Genomic DNA, 15,803 nt, shown 5'->3' on the forward strand with positions numbered 1-15,803 from the left:
ACTCCTTCTGTTTTGTTTTATCCGTTAAGAGGGTTGGTAGTCATTGCGAAGACGATATAGTCCGGCATCCGTGTCGCTGTGGGCATACCAGAGCATGTCTTGGGCACGGTTGAGGCGATGAGGACTGATCCATTGCCCCACAGAGTACAGGCCTTCCACAAAGCGGAAGGGCGTGACCGCATCGCGGGCATTAGCGACACTGCCCGCCTCATAACACGGCGAAAGCGCCCCGTAGCCCACGGGAATCGGCACCACCCAGCCCGGTGACTTTCGGACCTGCCAGCTGAAGCTCGGTCGGTCCTGTTCATTACTGTCGGCGCCAGCTTTCTTCCTATCACTGGCTTCCGGAGCGTAGTGCAGGGTAAGCCGAGAACAATCCAGCCAGGCGTCCAGCTCCGTAGCGGCCGGGTCTTCCTTTCGCAGTTCGGCAAGGCTCTGAGCAAGCAGATCGTCACGGCCCACCAGCACAAAGCCGGGCAACCATCCTCGACGCAAATTCAGGAACTGCTTATGCCGCTCCCCGGGGTCCTCATCCAGAACCACCAGTTGCGGCCGCTGCCAGGACTTGCGCTGGCCCGGAAGCGCCGGCATCACACTCCCTCCTGCCAGGCGCATACCGGACACTATGCGGGCCAGCTCCGCCGCGACTTCCTCGCGGCGTCCAGGGTCGGCCGAGCAGAGCGCGCCCTCGGCGCCCAGTACCAAAGTGACGTCCAAATGCACCCGACCTTCCTCCACAATGGCGGCCGTGGAGCCATCCTTACCCACCGGATTGCGAGTGAGCAGGAAACGCCGGGTAAAGCCCGTCTGATTAACCTGAGCATCGAAACCGTGGCAAATCACGCCGACCCCAGTGAAAATCAGGTCGAGACCGGCGGTCGGCAGCTTGCGCTCCAAAGCCTGCATGGCCCCCACGAAGGCGCTCATGGCGGGAAAGCCCCAGGTCATCTGGCTGGAAATGGCATTGGCATTCTGAATACGCAGGTGCGGCAGCACCAACAAAGCTTTTGGCTCAGACATGGGGCAACACCTCCTGCAGGGCATCCAGCTTAGCCTTGAGTGCGCCTGTCCATTGCGCGTGTTCCGGGTCACCCATCGGTAGCCGCCGGCTTAGCTCCCGGTTTAACCAATTGGCAAAGCGGTGACGAACTTGATCTGGCCAGTCTTCGCTTTCGCGCTTTGCCTGGAAAACGGCATCGTAATCAGCCCGGTGCGGGTCCAGCCAAAGCGTCTCGGCTTCGTTCAAGCGGCATTGGGAATCGGCGCTCCAACCAGGCTCGAGCACACTCAGCTCGCCGGCAAACAGCACCAGCTCATCAATAAGGGCATCCACGTATCCATCCCGCCGTTTGCGTGTCGCCACGACCGGGTCCGGCCCCTGCTCAAGGAACCGGGCCAGTTGGGATATCAACCATCGCACCTCCCGGCGGCGCCCAAAGCGAGGGAACACGGAATCAGTGCGCAATGGCGCCGGGACCTCAGGGCTTTCCCATATCGGCGGCAAGGAAGCGAGCAAATAGTTGTTGCCTGCGCGTTCGCTGTTGAGCTGAGAGATGTTCTGAGGTTTGGTGCCGCCCAGCTTTTGCACCGCCAGGTTCGGGTAATCCCGGTACCCCCAATCACAAGGCTTGCTCTCGCGCCGTGCTTTGCGCGCTTCCTTGGCGGCTTCACCAAAGCGATCCTCATTGATGGCCAGAAACACCCGGTGTGCCAGGGAGGTGGCGTACAACGGCGCGAGCAGATGGAAGTGGTCATCACGGGTCGGGTCTTCGCCCACAAGCCAATACACTTGCTTGGCCTTGGTATGGCTCGCGGCACCGGTACGCTCGGCCACCAGGCCGGCAAAAGCCTCCACCCATGCCCGAGCCTGGTCCGCGTCGTCGCTCAGCGCCTGCCGCAACTCAGCGTCATCCTCAAGCACCCGCTCCAGAACCGACCGGCCCTCATGTTCTACCTTAAGGAACTTATAGACATCCAGAGCGGCGGCATTGCCAACCACATCCGCCTGAAAATCAGAGCCCATTACTCCACTGCTTACCAACCCCGGATGCACCAAATCCCCGGGCTCCACATAGAGGTTTGAACCCTTGGCGTCCGGGTGGATCGGTTTCAGTGAATGGGTAACAAGCTGGATCTGGCTGGCACGGGAGGCGGCGCTTTCAACCCAGTGCTCAAACTGAAACTGAGCACGCAGCGCTTCCCGCTTGGGGTCGTCGTCGGCGAGTTTTTCGAGCTTGCCCTGCAGGCGCTCGCTCAGAAACTGCTCCATAGCCGCACGCAAGCCGCGTACTGACGGGTCATTCAGGATTTCCATATTATTGGTCTCCTTCTATTTATATTTTTCATCGCTGTCTTACAAACCCCAGGGCGGGATGAAAACGCCACCCGTGCTCACTGTCCGGCAGAGTGACAGTCCCAAAACGTCGGGCACAGCTCTCCAGCTCCTGCCCCAGATCGTCGGCTAACGCCGCCAGAGCTTCGAGATAGTCGGTATCGCCCCAGGGGCGGATGCGCGGCGAAGCGACCGCCTCATCCGGAATGCGGTGGTGCAAGCTGGTGTCCACATCCACATAAAGGGGCAGGCGTCGCCCCGGTTCTTTACGAATCTGCTGAAGCCCGTATTGTTCGCCGCCCTCGTCCGGCATCAGCACCAGGTCAACGCGCTTGGTATTGTCGTTTCTGAAAGGCTGTTGCTGCGGCAGGACCGCGGTCAGCGAAGCACGAGGCAGCTCGTGCCAGGTATAAGCACCAAGACGAGGCGCCGAGGCGGACTGGCGCCGGATTCGCTCACGGCGGCTAAGGTTGCCGACATCCGCTTCTTCCTCGGGCGCCGACAACGGCGCCACCATGCATTCCTTCAGGCGCGCGTGCTCCAGGTCCACCAGGTTCTCACGGGGGCGGAGGCTGCGCCGGACGAGGATGCGGGGTCGGGCGTCGATCACCTCACGCTCTTCAGCACGCAACAATTGCTCAAGACGGTGATTACTCAGTAACCAGTCTCCGGGCCCTTCGAAGCCCGGCCGGCAAAAGGCGGGGTCCCCCGGGCTCGTCAGGTGACGGATATTGGTGTCCAGTAACACCAGATTGGTTGCGCTACAGCCGCCCTCGCGGTGACGACGCACGCGGCCCGCCAGTTGAATCATGGACCGCATGGAGGAAGGTTCCACTATAGCCCAGTCGTAATCGTGGTCTCGCCCAACCTCGGTGACCGGCGAGCCCAAAACCAGGAATATCTGGTTCTGCTCCGGGTGCGCATCCAAAAGTTTACGGATGTCGGGCAGCTGAAACACCGCCAATGGATCCCTGCGGTTCAGGGCCTGGTCCAACCGCGCTTCGATGGCGGACCGGATCAACAGGGGGTATTGCGAGTGATAAACGCAAAGATGGATGCACTGCCCCTGCTCCGCTCCCTGCCGGTAGAGCGCTAGCGCCACCTCCACCAATGGTTCGATATTAGCCATGCGGACCAAACCGAAGCTCACTCGCTTTGCACTCGTCGGGTCCAGAGTATGGTGGTTGGCGTGCAGCTCTTTGGCATGGACCAGAATACGGTTAGCGAACGTCTCAACTACCTCCTCGCGACGGCTGCCGGACACCGCAAGAGGCGCCAAGCGTGCCCGGCGCCGAACCGGCGCCTTGCCAAGCCTCGCCGCGCGCCGTTCAGCGAACTCCTGGTGGGACGAAACGAACAGCTCCCTATCCGGACAATCCTGATGCGCCTGACCGTGCTCATCGAACCAGGCGCAGCAGATATCAAGCGCCGCACCGGGTTCTCCCCGATTACGCTGGTAATGGGATCGGCCGTCCCGATAAGCCTCGTACAGCCCCTGAACCAAGGACGGCGGCAAGGTAGCGGACGACAAAAGCACGCGCGAGCCGAGCAGACCCGCCCAGTGCACCAGGCGAGTCAGCGCGGGCAGGTCGTCCAGATCGAAGTCGTCCGGTTCATCAAGGACAAGGTCACCACTCATCAAGCGCAGCATGGGGGCGATCTGGCGGCCGCCGCGCTGGCTCTCCGTCGCCGGTGTCAGATGGTCAACGGTGCAGACCAGTATCGGCGCGGCGAGCAGCGCTTTTACCATGGGGTCATGGGCCACCCGGCCAAGCAGGGGATGGTTATCCAGATTTCCGTCAAAGCGGACATAGCTGTCCTCGGGCAACAGGCTTTGCACGGAAGCAGAACCACTGCGCTCTGCCAGCTCCTGGTGATATTCAAACAAGGTCCGGCTGGCGCTACCCCCCACTCGAACGGCCAGGTCGTCCTCACTCAGACCCAGCGTTTCCCGGTAGGCCTTGCCGGTTTGCAAGGTGAGCGTGCGCAATCCAAGAGCAATGGAAAAGCGAGCGCCGGCCTCCGGGTCCGCCAGGGCGTAAAGAATGCGCGCATTGGCCAATGTTTTTCCGCAACCAGTAGACGCCATGTTGATTCCAAAAAAGCCGTGCCGACGGGCCCGTTCACGCAGCCCCTCCGCCAGATCATAGGCGCGGTCTTGCCAACGGAAACGGGGGTCGGCGCTGCGCCTTCGGAACGCTTGGTGGCGGGCAAGACGCGGCAAATGCCGCTCCATATTGGGTAACGCCCGGCTCACCGCCCGGGAATGCTTCTCCACCCCAAGCAGGTGCTCGTCCAGAGGCTGATTCGGCTCACCGGTCTCACGCAGAGTGTTGGCCAATAACGGGTAGCCCGCTTGGCCACGGACACGATGGGCGGGTTCACTGAGACTGGAGTAATAATGATCCGAGGTCATCAGCACCAAACGAGCAAGGTGCATGACGTAGGGATTATCCAACGGAGCCGTCATGTCGCAGCACTGCCGCAGTTGCTTTGCCAAGCCGGCGGCCCGCGACCGCCATAGCTCCGTAGTCACGGGCAAGCCGTGCGGGAACTGCCAATAGGGCCGGATCTGCACCGCGTCCTGACTGTCGCAGACTTCGTTCCAGGCGGCGGTAATGATGCCTGGTAAGCCTGATAACTGGCGCGCCTGAAAACCAGACACCCTCGCGCCCAGCCGGGGAGCACCTCCCCCTACAGACCGATCCCCCGGCATTACCGGCAGACGGTGGTGGGTAACGATCAGCCAGCCAACGGCCGCGGCCAGCGGTGGCAGATGAGCGAACGGCGTGGAGTCACGGGCATCAAGGCCGTCCTTGTTGAGACGGTTCAGCCACGCCGCGTCGTCAGCCGCGGCCGGGTTTTCAAGACGGGCCAGCCAGGTGGCGTCCTCATCCTCCCCGACAAAAGCCTCGAACAAGCGCAGGGAGACCCATTCGTGCCGATAAAGATTACGCTCCGGTTTCGCACCGGGTTTAAGTTTACGCTGGAAACTGGCACAGGCTTTGCCAAGGTCGTGCATGAGCGCCGCCAGCGCGGCTAGCAGGGTGATGTACTCACCGGTGTGCCAGTCATTCTCATCGCCCCGCCGCAAAATGTCTCGACGGGTGGTGTTGGTGGGCACCGCGCCCTGAGCGTTGAACCTGCTGGCGTCACCTACAATCCACAGCAACTCGCTATGATCCCGACCGCGAATCCAATGACAAGACACAGCGGTATTCTTTCGGGCAGTCTTGCGTAACAGGCGACGCAATGTATCCAGACCCTGCTTGGTGATTGGCGTCTGCCAGGTACGCTCGCCCCTGCGCTCAGCAAATTGGTCGAGAATGCGCCGGGTTTCCTTTAATGCTCTCTTGTCACACTGTGAGACCAGCAGTACGTTCATGGCGTATCGCTCGCCTGACGCATGGCTACACTCTTGACGGTGTCGATCATGAAATCCAGTGCTTCCGTACGGGCCAAGGACTCGATACATGCTTGCCGAAAAGCCTGTTCATCGTCACCCCGCATGGCACTCAGGAAGGCCTGAGGCAGAATGACCGCATCCTTAATCAAATCCGCGACATCGAATACCAGCCCTCCCCGGCGCGTTTTGCCGTGTAATATGGCCAAGCCGTGGGGCAGGCCCAGCACCCAAGTGGCGGTGGCCGCCAACCCATAGGCCAGATAATTACCGTGGTCCAGAAAACGATTGGCCGGATCCGTCCCCGTGCCTCTTTTTGCACGCCGAAAAGACCCGTAATCAACCGCATCACAAGCCAGCTTGAACAAACGTTTCGTGAGACGTGCCTCCACGGTCAGCAATTCCATGGTGGTCGTACTGGTCTCGATATCCTGGCCACCCTGCTCGAGCGCCGATATCAGCGCGGCCTCGATCACCTGGAAACCGGCTTCATGCAATGATCTTGAGCCCAGCCAATGCTCACGGATACGCCCCAACCTGGCATACTGGAAATACTTGGCGGCAGCCAGCCTCTTTACGTCATCAAACCAGAAATGCACCCAGGCCTGCAGGTATTCAGTGGGTCGATATTCGCTTTGCGGGCTGAACCAGGCCACCTCTATATCCACTTCATTGGCGCTGAACAAAGGCGTCCCTCCGCCCCCGCAAAAACCCACCAACACCCCCGCCTTCGCCATTTCCCGCATGGCGGCCTGCGTTACCGAGGTCCCCGTTCCAAGCAACACGGTGGTGGTATTGGCGATAGGGATATTCCAGTAAAGGGATTGCCGCCCCTGGTCGGTGACATACTCCACGCGGCCACCGTTGACCAACAGCCGGCAGTGCTGCAAGTAATACACGTTGGCTCGCTTGGAATGCAGAATCGTCTTGAGATCCGCTGGCGACAAGTCTTCCATAAACGCCCCTCCAAAAGGCGGCACCCTTGGTCATGCTCACCCGGTTGTAACACGGGGGCTGCCCGGGGAATGCCACCACTGATCTTACGATCAGTATTTTGCTCCCTATCCACCGGCTTAGCGGTGCCCTGTTGGCTAGCGGTAAACCGCCAGCGCAGCCGCCAGACGCTTCCGAACACTCAGGCGAAGCGCCTCCGGCGCCAACACCTCCGCGTCCGGGCCATGGCGCAATACCTCCATGGTCAGTTCCGTCGGGTCTGAATACGGTACCCAAAGGTGGTACCCATCATCCCGCCACTCTCCATGCTGCTTTGCGTGCCAGTGTTCGTCTGCCACCCACCGTGCCGCCCACGGGGAAAAGCGCAGATGAGCCTGGGCCGACGGCGCGCCGGAAAAAAGGCCGAAACTACCCTCCATAAAACGGTCCAGACGGTCGGCAGGCATCGCCCGAGCCTCACCCTGCTTCGGCTCAAGTTCAATAATGCGATCCAGGGAAAAAAGCCGCAGACCACCCGCTTTTTCACAATCGGCCAGCAGATACCAATTATGGCGGTAATGCAAAAGCCTCTGCGGATGCACCAGCCGCTCGCCACCATGGTCGCGACTGCGTGGCTGATAGCGGATACGCAGGCACCGACCCGCCAGAGTGGCATCGGCAACACAAGTAAAAACGTGGTCGGGGACCTTTCGTTGTTGCGTTGACTGCAACCTGACCTTATCACTCAAACTTGCCGCCTGAGTTCCGGCGTCACCCAGCAAGCCCTGAATCCTCCGGCGTATCGGTGCAAGGCGATGGCTCATCAAACCAGGGTGGACGGCTTCCAGAAGTTGCTCACAAGCCAGCAAAGCATATAACTCACTGGCGTTCATCCAGAAGCCGGGTAATTCAAACTGTGGGGCATCAGGGTCATAATGATGGCCGTTCCGCTCGCGGTCGTAGACGATGGGCGCGCCGAAAAAGTCACGCAAATACTGAAAATCCTGGGTGACCGTATTCCGTGTTACCCCCAGCTCTTCGGTAAAGCGCCGCATCGGTACCGGGCAGCGAGCATGGCGCAACAGACCATGAATGCGATAAAAACGCTCAAGGCGGGTCACGACATATCCCTAGGTGTTTTATTATTCACCGAAGACTATATCTTTGTGACGAGTATCACAATTCCATTTTCACAACGCCCCCACTGAGGCTGCGCCAATATTGCCTTCAATCATGGCCTGAATAGGGAGAGACCTATCTATACTACGTTTTATTTACTTCCCTCCGCGCCGGCCGACGCTGCCAATTCCTGCACTGATAGAGCCCTTAAAATAGGCACCTTTCCGCTTTTGAGCTTTTGGCAGCATAATTGATGATGCTTTCGCTCCTAGCTTGACGGCTGCCTATATGGCAGCAATCCGTTGGCTCCCGCTCCATTCCGGATCCCCGGCTTTCTTAGCTGCCTATGCGGCAGCAAACAGCGGATTTGTCGATTTCTAAGTTTCCGAAATTTTCTTAGCTGCCTATGCGGCAGCAAACAGCACCTCCTGGTCCTCGATCTGGCCCTTGTCTTTCTTAGCTGCCTATGCGGCAGCAAACCCCTGGGGTGAAGGCCGCCGGCTGCGGCCGGTTTTCTTAGCTGCCTATGCGGCAGCAAACGCTACGGTACCGAATTGCGCTGCTACGACAACTTTCTTAGCTGCCTATGCGGCAGCAAACCCGGGGCCTCAACAGTTACGCTATTGCATATTTTTCTTAGCTGCCTATGCGGCAGCAAACCAGAGCCAACCCCAGGCGGGCTAACCGCCAGCTTTCTTAGCTGCCTATGCGGCAGCAAACGGTGTCCCGGTCAACGACGACGAGGAGTGCGATTTCTTAGCTGCCTATGCGGCAGCAAACGCTGCTCGCGCAGGATCCCTACCGGGCCCGCTTTTCTTAGCTGCCTATGCGGCAGCAAACCGCTCAACGCGGATGGCAGCCCGGGCGTCCCATTTCTTAGCTGCCTATGCGGCAGCAAACTCCTGGTCCTCGAACAGGAACTCTTCGATGCCTTTCTTAGCTGCCTATGCGGCAGCAAACGGCGCTCATGGGCATTGATTGTGAGTGTGCCCTTTCTTAGCTGCCTATGCGGCAGCAAACACGGACTGGTAACGGATTCCGAGCGCGTCGGCTTTCTTAGCTGCCTATGCGGCAGCAAACTCCAGGAGACCATGACGGCGGTGGCTGAGATTTTTCTTAGCTGCCTATGCGGCAGCAAACGTGGACCCCACCACGGGCGCCGGCGTGGCGGTGTTTCTTAGCTGCCTATGCGGCAGCAAACTGGGCTGGGTCCGGCACGATCACGGCGCCCACTTTCTTAGCTGCCTATGCGGCAGCAAACCGCACCTCCGCCTCCGGCTCCGCGCTCCGCTTTTTCTTAGCTGCCTATGCGGCAGCAAACATGGTGGTGTTATCGTACCCCGCGAACAAAGGTTTCTTAGCTGCCTATGCGGCAGCAAACGTGCGGGTGCCGTTGCGCAGCTCGACCACGCTTTTCTTAGCTGCCTATGCGGCAGCAAACGGCTATGACTGGACGCCGCTGCACTATCGGCTTTTCTTAGCTGCCTATGCGGCAGCAAACTTCAGCGCCGTATGCTCGGCGCCCTCGTCGTCTTTCTTAGCTGCCTATGCGGCAGCAAACATTGCGGCGACCACGGCGAGAACGACGGCGTATTTCTTAGCTGCCTATGCGGCAGCAAACATCTTCCAGTGCGCCCAGGTCGGGCATGTGGTTTTCTTAGCTGCCTATGCGGCAGCAAACTGCAGGATTCCGCGCCCGTTCCTAAGGATGATTTTCTTAGCTGCCTATGCGGCAGCAAACCGCCACCAGTGCATCGTGGTCGAGCGCGTGGATTTCTTAGCTGCCTATGCGGCAGCAAACGGGGTTATTCGTCAGGTCCTTTGCCAGTGCTGTTTCTTAGCTGCCTATGCGGCAGCAAACACAACCGCCACTCTGGCCGCCAAGTTCCCGCTTTTCTTAGCTGCCTATGCGGCAGCAAACGCGACTTGGCGCTATCTGTGCCGTATCTCGATTTTCTTAGCTGCCTATGCGGCAGCAAACGCCCGGGCCGATCCGGCACTGATCCAGCCAGATTTCTTAGCTGCCTATGCGGCAGCAAACACACTCACTGAATCCTCACGGAGTGGCCGACATTTCTTAGCTGCCTATGCGGCAGCAAACAATCTGATGGCGCGCATCCGTACGATTAAACCTTTCTTAGCTGCCTATGCGGCAGCAAACGTCGTAGCCCTCTGCTGTCTCCGCCGGCCAGTCTTTCTTAGCTGCCTATGCGGCAGCAAACTGGCGGCGCAGGAATGAGATCGACTCGGGCCTTTTCTTAGCTGCCTATGCGGCAGCAAACAACGGTTTTGACGACCTGCCGCACTTTGAGCTTTTCTTAGCTGCCTATGCGGCAGCAAACGAAACGGGCTTCCATGTCGTCGTAGTCCTCGTTTTCTTAGCTGCCTATGCGGCAGCAAACTCGGAGTAGACCCGATTTTCCGCGCGCCACGATTTCTTAGCTGCCTATGCGGCAGCAAACGCGCGGAGCTTCTTGTGGACGCCGCCGCTGGATTTCTTAGCTGCCTATGCGGCAGCAAACTCGTTCGGCCTGGGCCCGGGCTTCTTCCTTGCTTTCTTAGCTGCCTATGCGGCAGCAAACTAGAACGCCCCGATCATAACTCTTTGAAATATATTCCATAAGTCGCCCATCACAGCGAATCACCCTTTGTTGAGACAGCCTTTTAACTCATTGATATTAAATAACTTCTTTTTGTCTTATAAAAAAGGGTTCCCAAGAAGAGATCGATGAAGCGGCCTAATCGCACATAACACGGCGAATCGCGACACAGCACCCCTGGAGTTAGGCGTCACTTCAGCAAGAAGCGCTTGGCCGGGGACGAAAAAAGCGGGCCCGAGGGCCCGCTTCTTTTATTTCGCCTTGGCGAACGGCGTTCAGAACTGGTAGTTCAGCTGCGCGCCGATGACGTTGGCGTCCAGTTCGTAGGTGCCGGCCAGCGGCGGCTTGGTGCCGTCCTGACGGCGGATATCCGCGTCATCCACCCAGATATGGGCGTAGGCCACGTCGATGCTGAGGTTGTCGGTGGGCTGGAAGCCGGCACCGATGGTGGCCCAGACCCGATCAGAGTCGGGAGAGATGGCGGAGCGGTTGTCGCTGTCCTGGGTGGACTCTTCCTTGGCCAGCCCCAGACGCAGCACGGTATCGCTGGGCAGGGTGTGGCGCAGGCCGATGGAATAACGGGTGGTGTCGTCCCAGTTGAAGTTCTCCACCGCCGGGTTCGGCAACGGTGCCGGACCGGCATGGTCGATCACCAATCGGTCCAGGCTGTGCCAATACATGCGCTCCACGCCCAACAGCAGTTGGGTGCGGTCGTTCAAGTCACCCGCGTAGGACAGCTGCAGGGTCGCCGGCAGGTCCAGACTGGTTTTGCCCGCGAACTCCAGGGCGACCGGCAAACCGGTAGCCGCCGGCTTGAAGGTGATATCGCCGTCGATGTCGTAGCTGATCTCGGAGCGATAGGCCACGCCGAAGTGGTTGTTTTCGTTGGGGCTGTAGGTCAGGCCCAGGTTCCAACCGAAGGCGTCGTCGTCACCCTCAAGGCGAGTGGCGGCGTTCTCGATGTCCGCATCAATCTTCTGATAGCTGACACCAGCGCCAAGGCGCAGGTTATCGGTAACCTGGATGCCCACCGCCGGGTTTACGTTCAGGGTCTTAACGTCGGATTCCTGGGCGTAGAAGTCGCCGGAGGTCACGCCCGGGGCGACCGCGTTGCCCCAGCCATCCTCGTACTCGATCTTGGTGCCGAAGGGTGCGTTGATGCCCAGGCCGAAGGTGACCCGGTCGTTGAACGGCACCGCCAGGAACACGCTGCCCACGAAGGGCTCCACGTCCTCGAAGTCGCCGGGGCCGGGGCCGGAGGCACCGTCCGCTTTGAACGTGGTGTCGATCCAGACCTGATGGGTGGCCACGGAAAACTGGGCGGATGAAAGACCGGCCAGGGTGGCGGGGTTGTACCATTGGTTGGTGGCGTCCTCGCTGAGCACACCGGAGCCGGCGTAGGCGGTGCCCATGGCGGACACGGACTGGTAGGAAACGCCAAAACCGGAAGCGAGGGCCGTGCCGGAAGCCAGCGACAGCACGGAACCCGCGAGCAACGCGCCTCTTCTTTTCATCATATTGTTCTCCATCGTATCGAGCCGAAGGCGCCGGGTCGCTTCATCCACACAGACCCGGGCACCCGGTAAAAGTCGGTATACACCGACGGAGTAAGAATAAACTTGCAAGACGGGACGGAGAAGCCGGCGAATGTAAAACCGGGCGTTTTTTCGGCAAAAAAAGGCGACCGGTCGGTCGCCTTCCGCCGCGTCCCGCGTTCACGTCAGTCCGCCAGCACCGCCCGGGCCACGATGGTTTTCATGATCTCGTTGGTGCCGCCGTAAATGCGCTGCACCCGGGCGTCCGCGAACATGCGGGCGATGGGGTATTCCCACATGTAGCCGTAGCCGCCATGCAATTGCACGCATTCGTCGATGATCTCGCACTGGAGGTCGGTGACCCAGTACTTGGCGCCGGCGGCGGTGGGGATGTCCAGTTCCTTCTTGAGGTGCAGTTCCAGGCAGCGGTCCACGTAGGCGCGGGCCACATCCAGCTTGGTGCGCATCTCGGCGAGCTTGAACTGGGTGTTCTGGAAGCCGGCCACGGGCTGGCCGAAGGCCTTGCGTTCCTTGACGTAGTCAACGGTGTGCCGGAAGGCGCTCTCGGCCATGGCCAGGCCGTTGATGGCGATGCCCAGGCGCTCCTGGGGCAGTTCCTGCATCAGGTAGACGAAGCCCATGCCCTCCTGGCCGATCAGGTTTTCGGCGGGCACTTTCACGTCCTGGAAGAACAGCTCGGAGGTGTCCTGGGCCTTCATGCCCACCTTCTTCAGGTTCTTGCCTTTCTCGAAGCCTTTCATGCCCTCTTCGACGATGATCAGGCTGGTGCCCTTGGCGCCCTTGGACGGGTCGGTCTTGGCCACCACGATCACGATATCGGCGTTCTGGCCGTTGGTGATGAAGGTCTTGGAGCCGTTCAGAATGTAGTGGTCACCGTCCTTGACCGCGGTGGTCTTGACGCCCTGCAGGTCGGAGCCGGCGCCGGGCTCGCTCATGGCGATGGCGCCGATCATCTCGCCGCTGACCATTTTCGGCAGGTACTTCTGTTTCAGGGCCTCGGAACCGTAATGCTCGATGTAGGGCGCCACGATTTCGGTGTGCAGGCCCCAGCCGATGCCGGTGAGGCCGGCCCGGGAGATCTCCTCGCTGATCACCACGCTGTACAGGAAGTCGGTGCCCAGGCCGCCGTATTCCTCACTGACCATGGGGCACAGAAAGCCCTGTTCGCCGGCCTTGCGCCACAGCGCCTTGGGCACCTGGCCATCCTGCTCCCACTGCTCGTGGTGGGGTACGGCCTCGTTTTCCAGGAAACGGCGAACGGTGTCGCGGAGCGCTTCGTGGTCGGAACTGAACAGGGTACGGGGGATCATGGCTGTCTCCGGGTTGTGTAGAACGGGAAACAGAGTGTCCCGTTACCCCCACCCGGGGAACAATGACCAAAACGCTCAGGCCAGGTGTTCGCGGGCCAGATACTCCTGGGACTGCATTTCCAGCAGCCGGGAGCGGGTGCGCTCGAACTCGAAACCCAGGCGGTCGCCGGCGTAGAGGTCCTCGATGGGGGTTTCCGCGGTGATCACCAGCTTCACGCCCCGGTCGTAGAACTCGTCCACCAGGTTGATGAAGCGGCGGGCGCGGTCGTCGCTGCCGGCGCCCATGCGCTGCACATCGGAGACCAGCACGGTGTGGAACTCCCGGGCGATCTCGATGTAGTCGTTCTGGCTGCGCGGGCCGTCACAGAGCGCGGTGAAATCAAACCAGACCACATCGTCGGTGGATTTCACCGTGGCGATCTTGCGCCCTTCCACCAGGATATTGCCGTTGGCCCGGTGGCGGCCGTGCTCCGAGGCCAGGGCGGCGAAGCGCTCTTCCATGAACCGGTCCGCCTCGGCGCCCAACGGGCAATGGAACAGTTCCGCCTGCTCCAGCACCCGCAGCCGGTAATCGTGGCCGCCGTCCACGTTCATCACCCGGGTGTGCTGCTTGAGCAGTTCGATGGCGGGCAGAAAACGGGCGCGCTGCAGGCCGTCCTTGTAGAGACCGTCCGGCTCGATGTTGGAGGTGGCCACCAGGGTCACGCCCTCGTCGAACAAGGTCTGCATCAGGGTGGCCAGAATCATGGCGTCGGTGATGTCGGTGACGAAGAACTCGTCGAAACACAGCACCCGGTAGCGCTGGGCGAATTCCCGGGCGATGCTGGTCAGCGGGTTCTTCTCGCCCTGCCGCTCGCGCATCTGGCGGTGCACTTTCTGCATGAAGCGGTGAAAGTGCATGCGCCGCTTTTCCTCGAACGGCAGGCACTGGAAGAACACGTCCATCAGGTAGGTCTTGCCGCGCCCCACGCCGCCCCACATATAGAGGCCCTTTTCCGGACGTCGCTTCGATTTGCGCAGCCGGGCCAACAGGCCGGCGGGCGGGCGCGCCTCGCACAAACGGTGATGGAGATGATCGAGGGCGCGTACCGCCTCTTCCTGGGCGGCATCGTGCACGAACTCGGGGCGGGCCAGATCGGCCTGATATTTCTCGAGGGGCGTCATGGTGTCCGGTGGTGGTGAACGGCGAGTCAATGTAGCGTTCCGTAAGCGGGCTGACAACAACGCGCGGGCCGAGCGATCAGTGGGGATCGCGGCTGAAGCCGCTCCTACGGTAGTGTGGGGGGCGGGGGTCGCGAGTCAGGGCAGACGCGACGCCGCCACCTCCTTGAGGTCCACCAGTTTGCCGTGGAAAAAATGACCGCTGTCCGGGAAGCGGATCAGGTCCGGCGTCAGCGGTGTCTGGCCGGCCCAGCGGAACACCTGCTCGGCGGGCACCACCTCGTCGTCCTCGCCCTGCACCACGGTTACCGGGCAACCGGCGGTCTCGATGCCTTCAAAATCGAAATGGTGCACCGGCGGCGCCACCAGCATCAGCGCCTTGGGGGCCTGGCCATTGGCGGCCAGCACCTCTGCGCCGCGGGCGGCCACGAAGCTGCCGAAGGAGAAGCCCGCCAGCCACAGCGGCCGGTCCGGAAATTCGCGGGTCAGCCAGCGGTGCACGGCGATCAGGTCCTCGGTTTCGCCGATGCCGTCACTGAAGGCACCCTGGCTGTTGCCGACACCCCGGAAATTGAAGCGCAGCACGGCGGCGCCGGCGTCCCGGGCGGCCCGCGCCAGGGTGGTGACCACCTTGTTGTCCATGGTGCCGCCGAACAGCGGATGCGGGTGGCAGACGATGGCGATCATCGCCGGATTGTCGGTATCGCCTTCCAGCGCCGCTTCCAGGGTCCCTTCCGGGCCCTCCAGGGCCAGACGATCACGGCTCATGTTTCCTCCCGATACAATTTCGCCCCGGGTTCGCTTGGCGTGGCCACGGGGTCTGTGCTGCAATGTGATTCCTTGAGGGAGTATGACATGGATACGCTGACAACCCACCTGCTCACTTTTCTGGCCGGCCTGATCGCGGGCGCCGGCTTGCTGTACTGGCTGATGCCGGCGCGCCGTCAGGCCAGCCAGGTGATTCGCGAGCGCGACGACGCACGCAACGCCCTCAACCATTATCGCGACCAGGTGGACCGCCATTTTCTCGAAACCGCCGATCTGATCAACGAGCTGACCCACTCCTACCGGACCGTGCATCAGCATCTGTCCCGGGGCGCCCACGATCTGTGCAGTGAAACCGGCCGCAAGAAAGCCGCCGCGAAAAGTCTGGACGCCACCTACGAGCCGGAAGCGCCGCTGTCCCAGCCGCTGGACTACGCGCCCAAGGCCCAGGGCACCCTGTCCGAGGATTTCGGTCTGCAGAAGAAGGCGGACGGTCCCTTCAGCCCGGTGAACGTGGACGAGGACAACAGCCCCTCCACGGTGATGGAGCCGCCCCGCGACTACGCCGACGTGCGCGACGACGACGACGACGAGAGCGACCGCCCGCGCTGAGACCGGCGAATC

At 60.9% G+C, this 15,803-nt stretch carries 10 protein-coding genes and 1 CRISPR repeat array; of the genes, 1 reads left to right on the forward strand and 9 read right to left on the reverse strand.

The genetic code is table 11. The annotated features are described in order from the left end of the window. Positions 1-24 precede the first annotated feature (24 nt). The 9 genes from csy2 to IM760_RS02175 all read right to left on the reverse strand — a co-directional run bounded on the left by csy2 (position 25) and on the right by IM760_RS02175 (position 15,182). Complete coding sequence (gene csy2 / locus IM760_RS02135) at positions 25-1,020, reverse strand: type I-F CRISPR-associated protein Csy2 (protein ID WP_204426917.1); 996 nt, start codon at positions 1,018-1,020, stop codon at positions 25-27. Then, positions 1,013-2,314 (reverse strand): type I-F CRISPR-associated protein Csy1, encoded by a 1,302-nt coding sequence (gene csy1 / locus IM760_RS02140; protein WP_204426918.1) that lies wholly within the window; start codon positions 2,312-2,314, stop codon positions 1,013-1,015. Before csy1 ends, csy2 begins: the two co-directional genes overlap by 8 nt. Positions 2,315-2,342: 28 nt before the next feature. Beyond that, entirely contained in the window at positions 2,343-5,717 is a 3,375-nt protein-coding gene (gene cas3f / locus IM760_RS02145) for a type I-F CRISPR-associated helicase Cas3f (RefSeq protein ID WP_204426919.1), read from the reverse strand. Then, the gene (gene cas1f / locus IM760_RS02150) at positions 5,714-6,691 is read right to left on the reverse strand and encodes a type I-F CRISPR-associated endonuclease Cas1f (protein WP_204426920.1); all 978 of its coding nucleotides are present in this window, start codon (positions 6,689-6,691) and stop codon (positions 5,714-5,716) included. Before cas1f ends, cas3f begins: the two co-directional genes overlap by 4 nt. Positions 6,692-6,826: 135 nt before the next feature. Further along, on the reverse strand, positions 6,827-7,789 hold the full coding sequence (locus IM760_RS02155) for a WYL domain-containing protein (protein ID WP_204426921.1): 963 nt from the start codon (positions 7,787-7,789) through the stop codon (positions 6,827-6,829). A gap of 330 nt (positions 7,790-8,119) precedes the next feature. After that, positions 8,120-10,369: direct repeats of the CRISPR family, unit length 28 nt; unit sequence TTTCTTAGCTGCCTATGCGGCAGCAAAC. 293 nt (positions 10,370-10,662) lie between these two features. Beyond that, on the reverse strand, positions 10,663-11,904 hold the full coding sequence (locus IM760_RS02160) for an OmpP1/FadL family transporter (protein ID WP_239549556.1): 1,242 nt from the start codon (positions 11,902-11,904) through the stop codon (positions 10,663-10,665). A 203-nt stretch (positions 11,905-12,107) separates the two neighbouring features. Next, entirely contained in the window at positions 12,108-13,253 is a 1,146-nt protein-coding gene (locus tag IM760_RS02165) for an acyl-CoA dehydrogenase family protein (protein ID WP_204426922.1), read from the reverse strand. Positions 13,254-13,328: 75 nt separating this feature from the next. After that, complete coding sequence (gene zapE / locus IM760_RS02170; protein WP_204426923.1) at positions 13,329-14,417, reverse strand: cell division protein ZapE; 1,089 nt, start codon at positions 14,415-14,417, stop codon at positions 13,329-13,331. Between the two features lie 135 nt (positions 14,418-14,552). After that, complete coding sequence (locus tag IM760_RS02175) at positions 14,553-15,182, reverse strand: alpha/beta hydrolase (RefSeq protein ID WP_204426924.1); 630 nt, start codon at positions 15,180-15,182, stop codon at positions 14,553-14,555. An 87-nt stretch (positions 15,183-15,269) separates the two neighbouring features. Between IM760_RS02175 and IM760_RS02180 the strand changes: the two genes are divergently transcribed. Next, entirely contained in the window at positions 15,270-15,791 is a 522-nt protein-coding gene (locus tag IM760_RS02180) for a Z-ring associated ZapG family protein (protein ID WP_204426925.1), read from the forward strand. Positions 15,792-15,803 lie beyond the last annotated feature (12 nt).

The organism is Alloalcanivorax marinus (genome assembly GCF_016906305.1).
In the GTDB taxonomy this organism is placed as follows: Bacteria; Pseudomonadota; Gammaproteobacteria; order Pseudomonadales; family Alcanivoracaceae; genus Alloalcanivorax; species Alloalcanivorax marinus.

Bases quoted from the DNA above. Each gene is read 5' to 3' on its own strand.
- IM760_RS02180 (WP_204426925.1), top strand. From the start codon at position 15,270: ATGGATACGCTGACAACCCACCTGCTCACTTTTCTGGCCGGCCTGATC.
- csy1 (WP_204426918.1), bottom strand. From the start codon at position 2,314: ATGGAAATCCTGAATGACCCGTCAGTACGCGGCTTGCGTGCGGCTATG.
- IM760_RS02160 (WP_239549556.1), bottom strand. From the start codon at position 11,904: ATGATGAAAAGAAGAGGCGCGTTGCTCGCGGGTTCCGTGCTGTCGCTG.
- IM760_RS02175 (WP_204426924.1), bottom strand. From the start codon at position 15,182: ATGAGCCGTGATCGTCTGGCCCTGGAGGGCCCGGAAGGGACCCTGGAA.
- IM760_RS02165 (WP_204426922.1), bottom strand. From the start codon at position 13,253: ATGATCCCCCGTACCCTGTTCAGTTCCGACCACGAAGCGCTCCGCGAC.
- zapE (WP_204426923.1), bottom strand. From the start codon at position 14,417: ATGACGCCCCTCGAGAAATATCAGGCCGATCTGGCCCGCCCCGAGTTC.
- csy2 (WP_204426917.1), bottom strand. From the start codon at position 1,020: ATGTCTGAGCCAAAAGCTTTGTTGGTGCTGCCGCACCTGCGTATTCAG.
- cas3f (WP_204426919.1), bottom strand. From the start codon at position 5,717: ATGAACGTACTGCTGGTCTCACAGTGTGACAAGAGAGCATTAAAGGAA.
- cas1f (WP_204426920.1), bottom strand. From the start codon at position 6,691: ATGGAAGACTTGTCGCCAGCGGATCTCAAGACGATTCTGCATTCCAAG.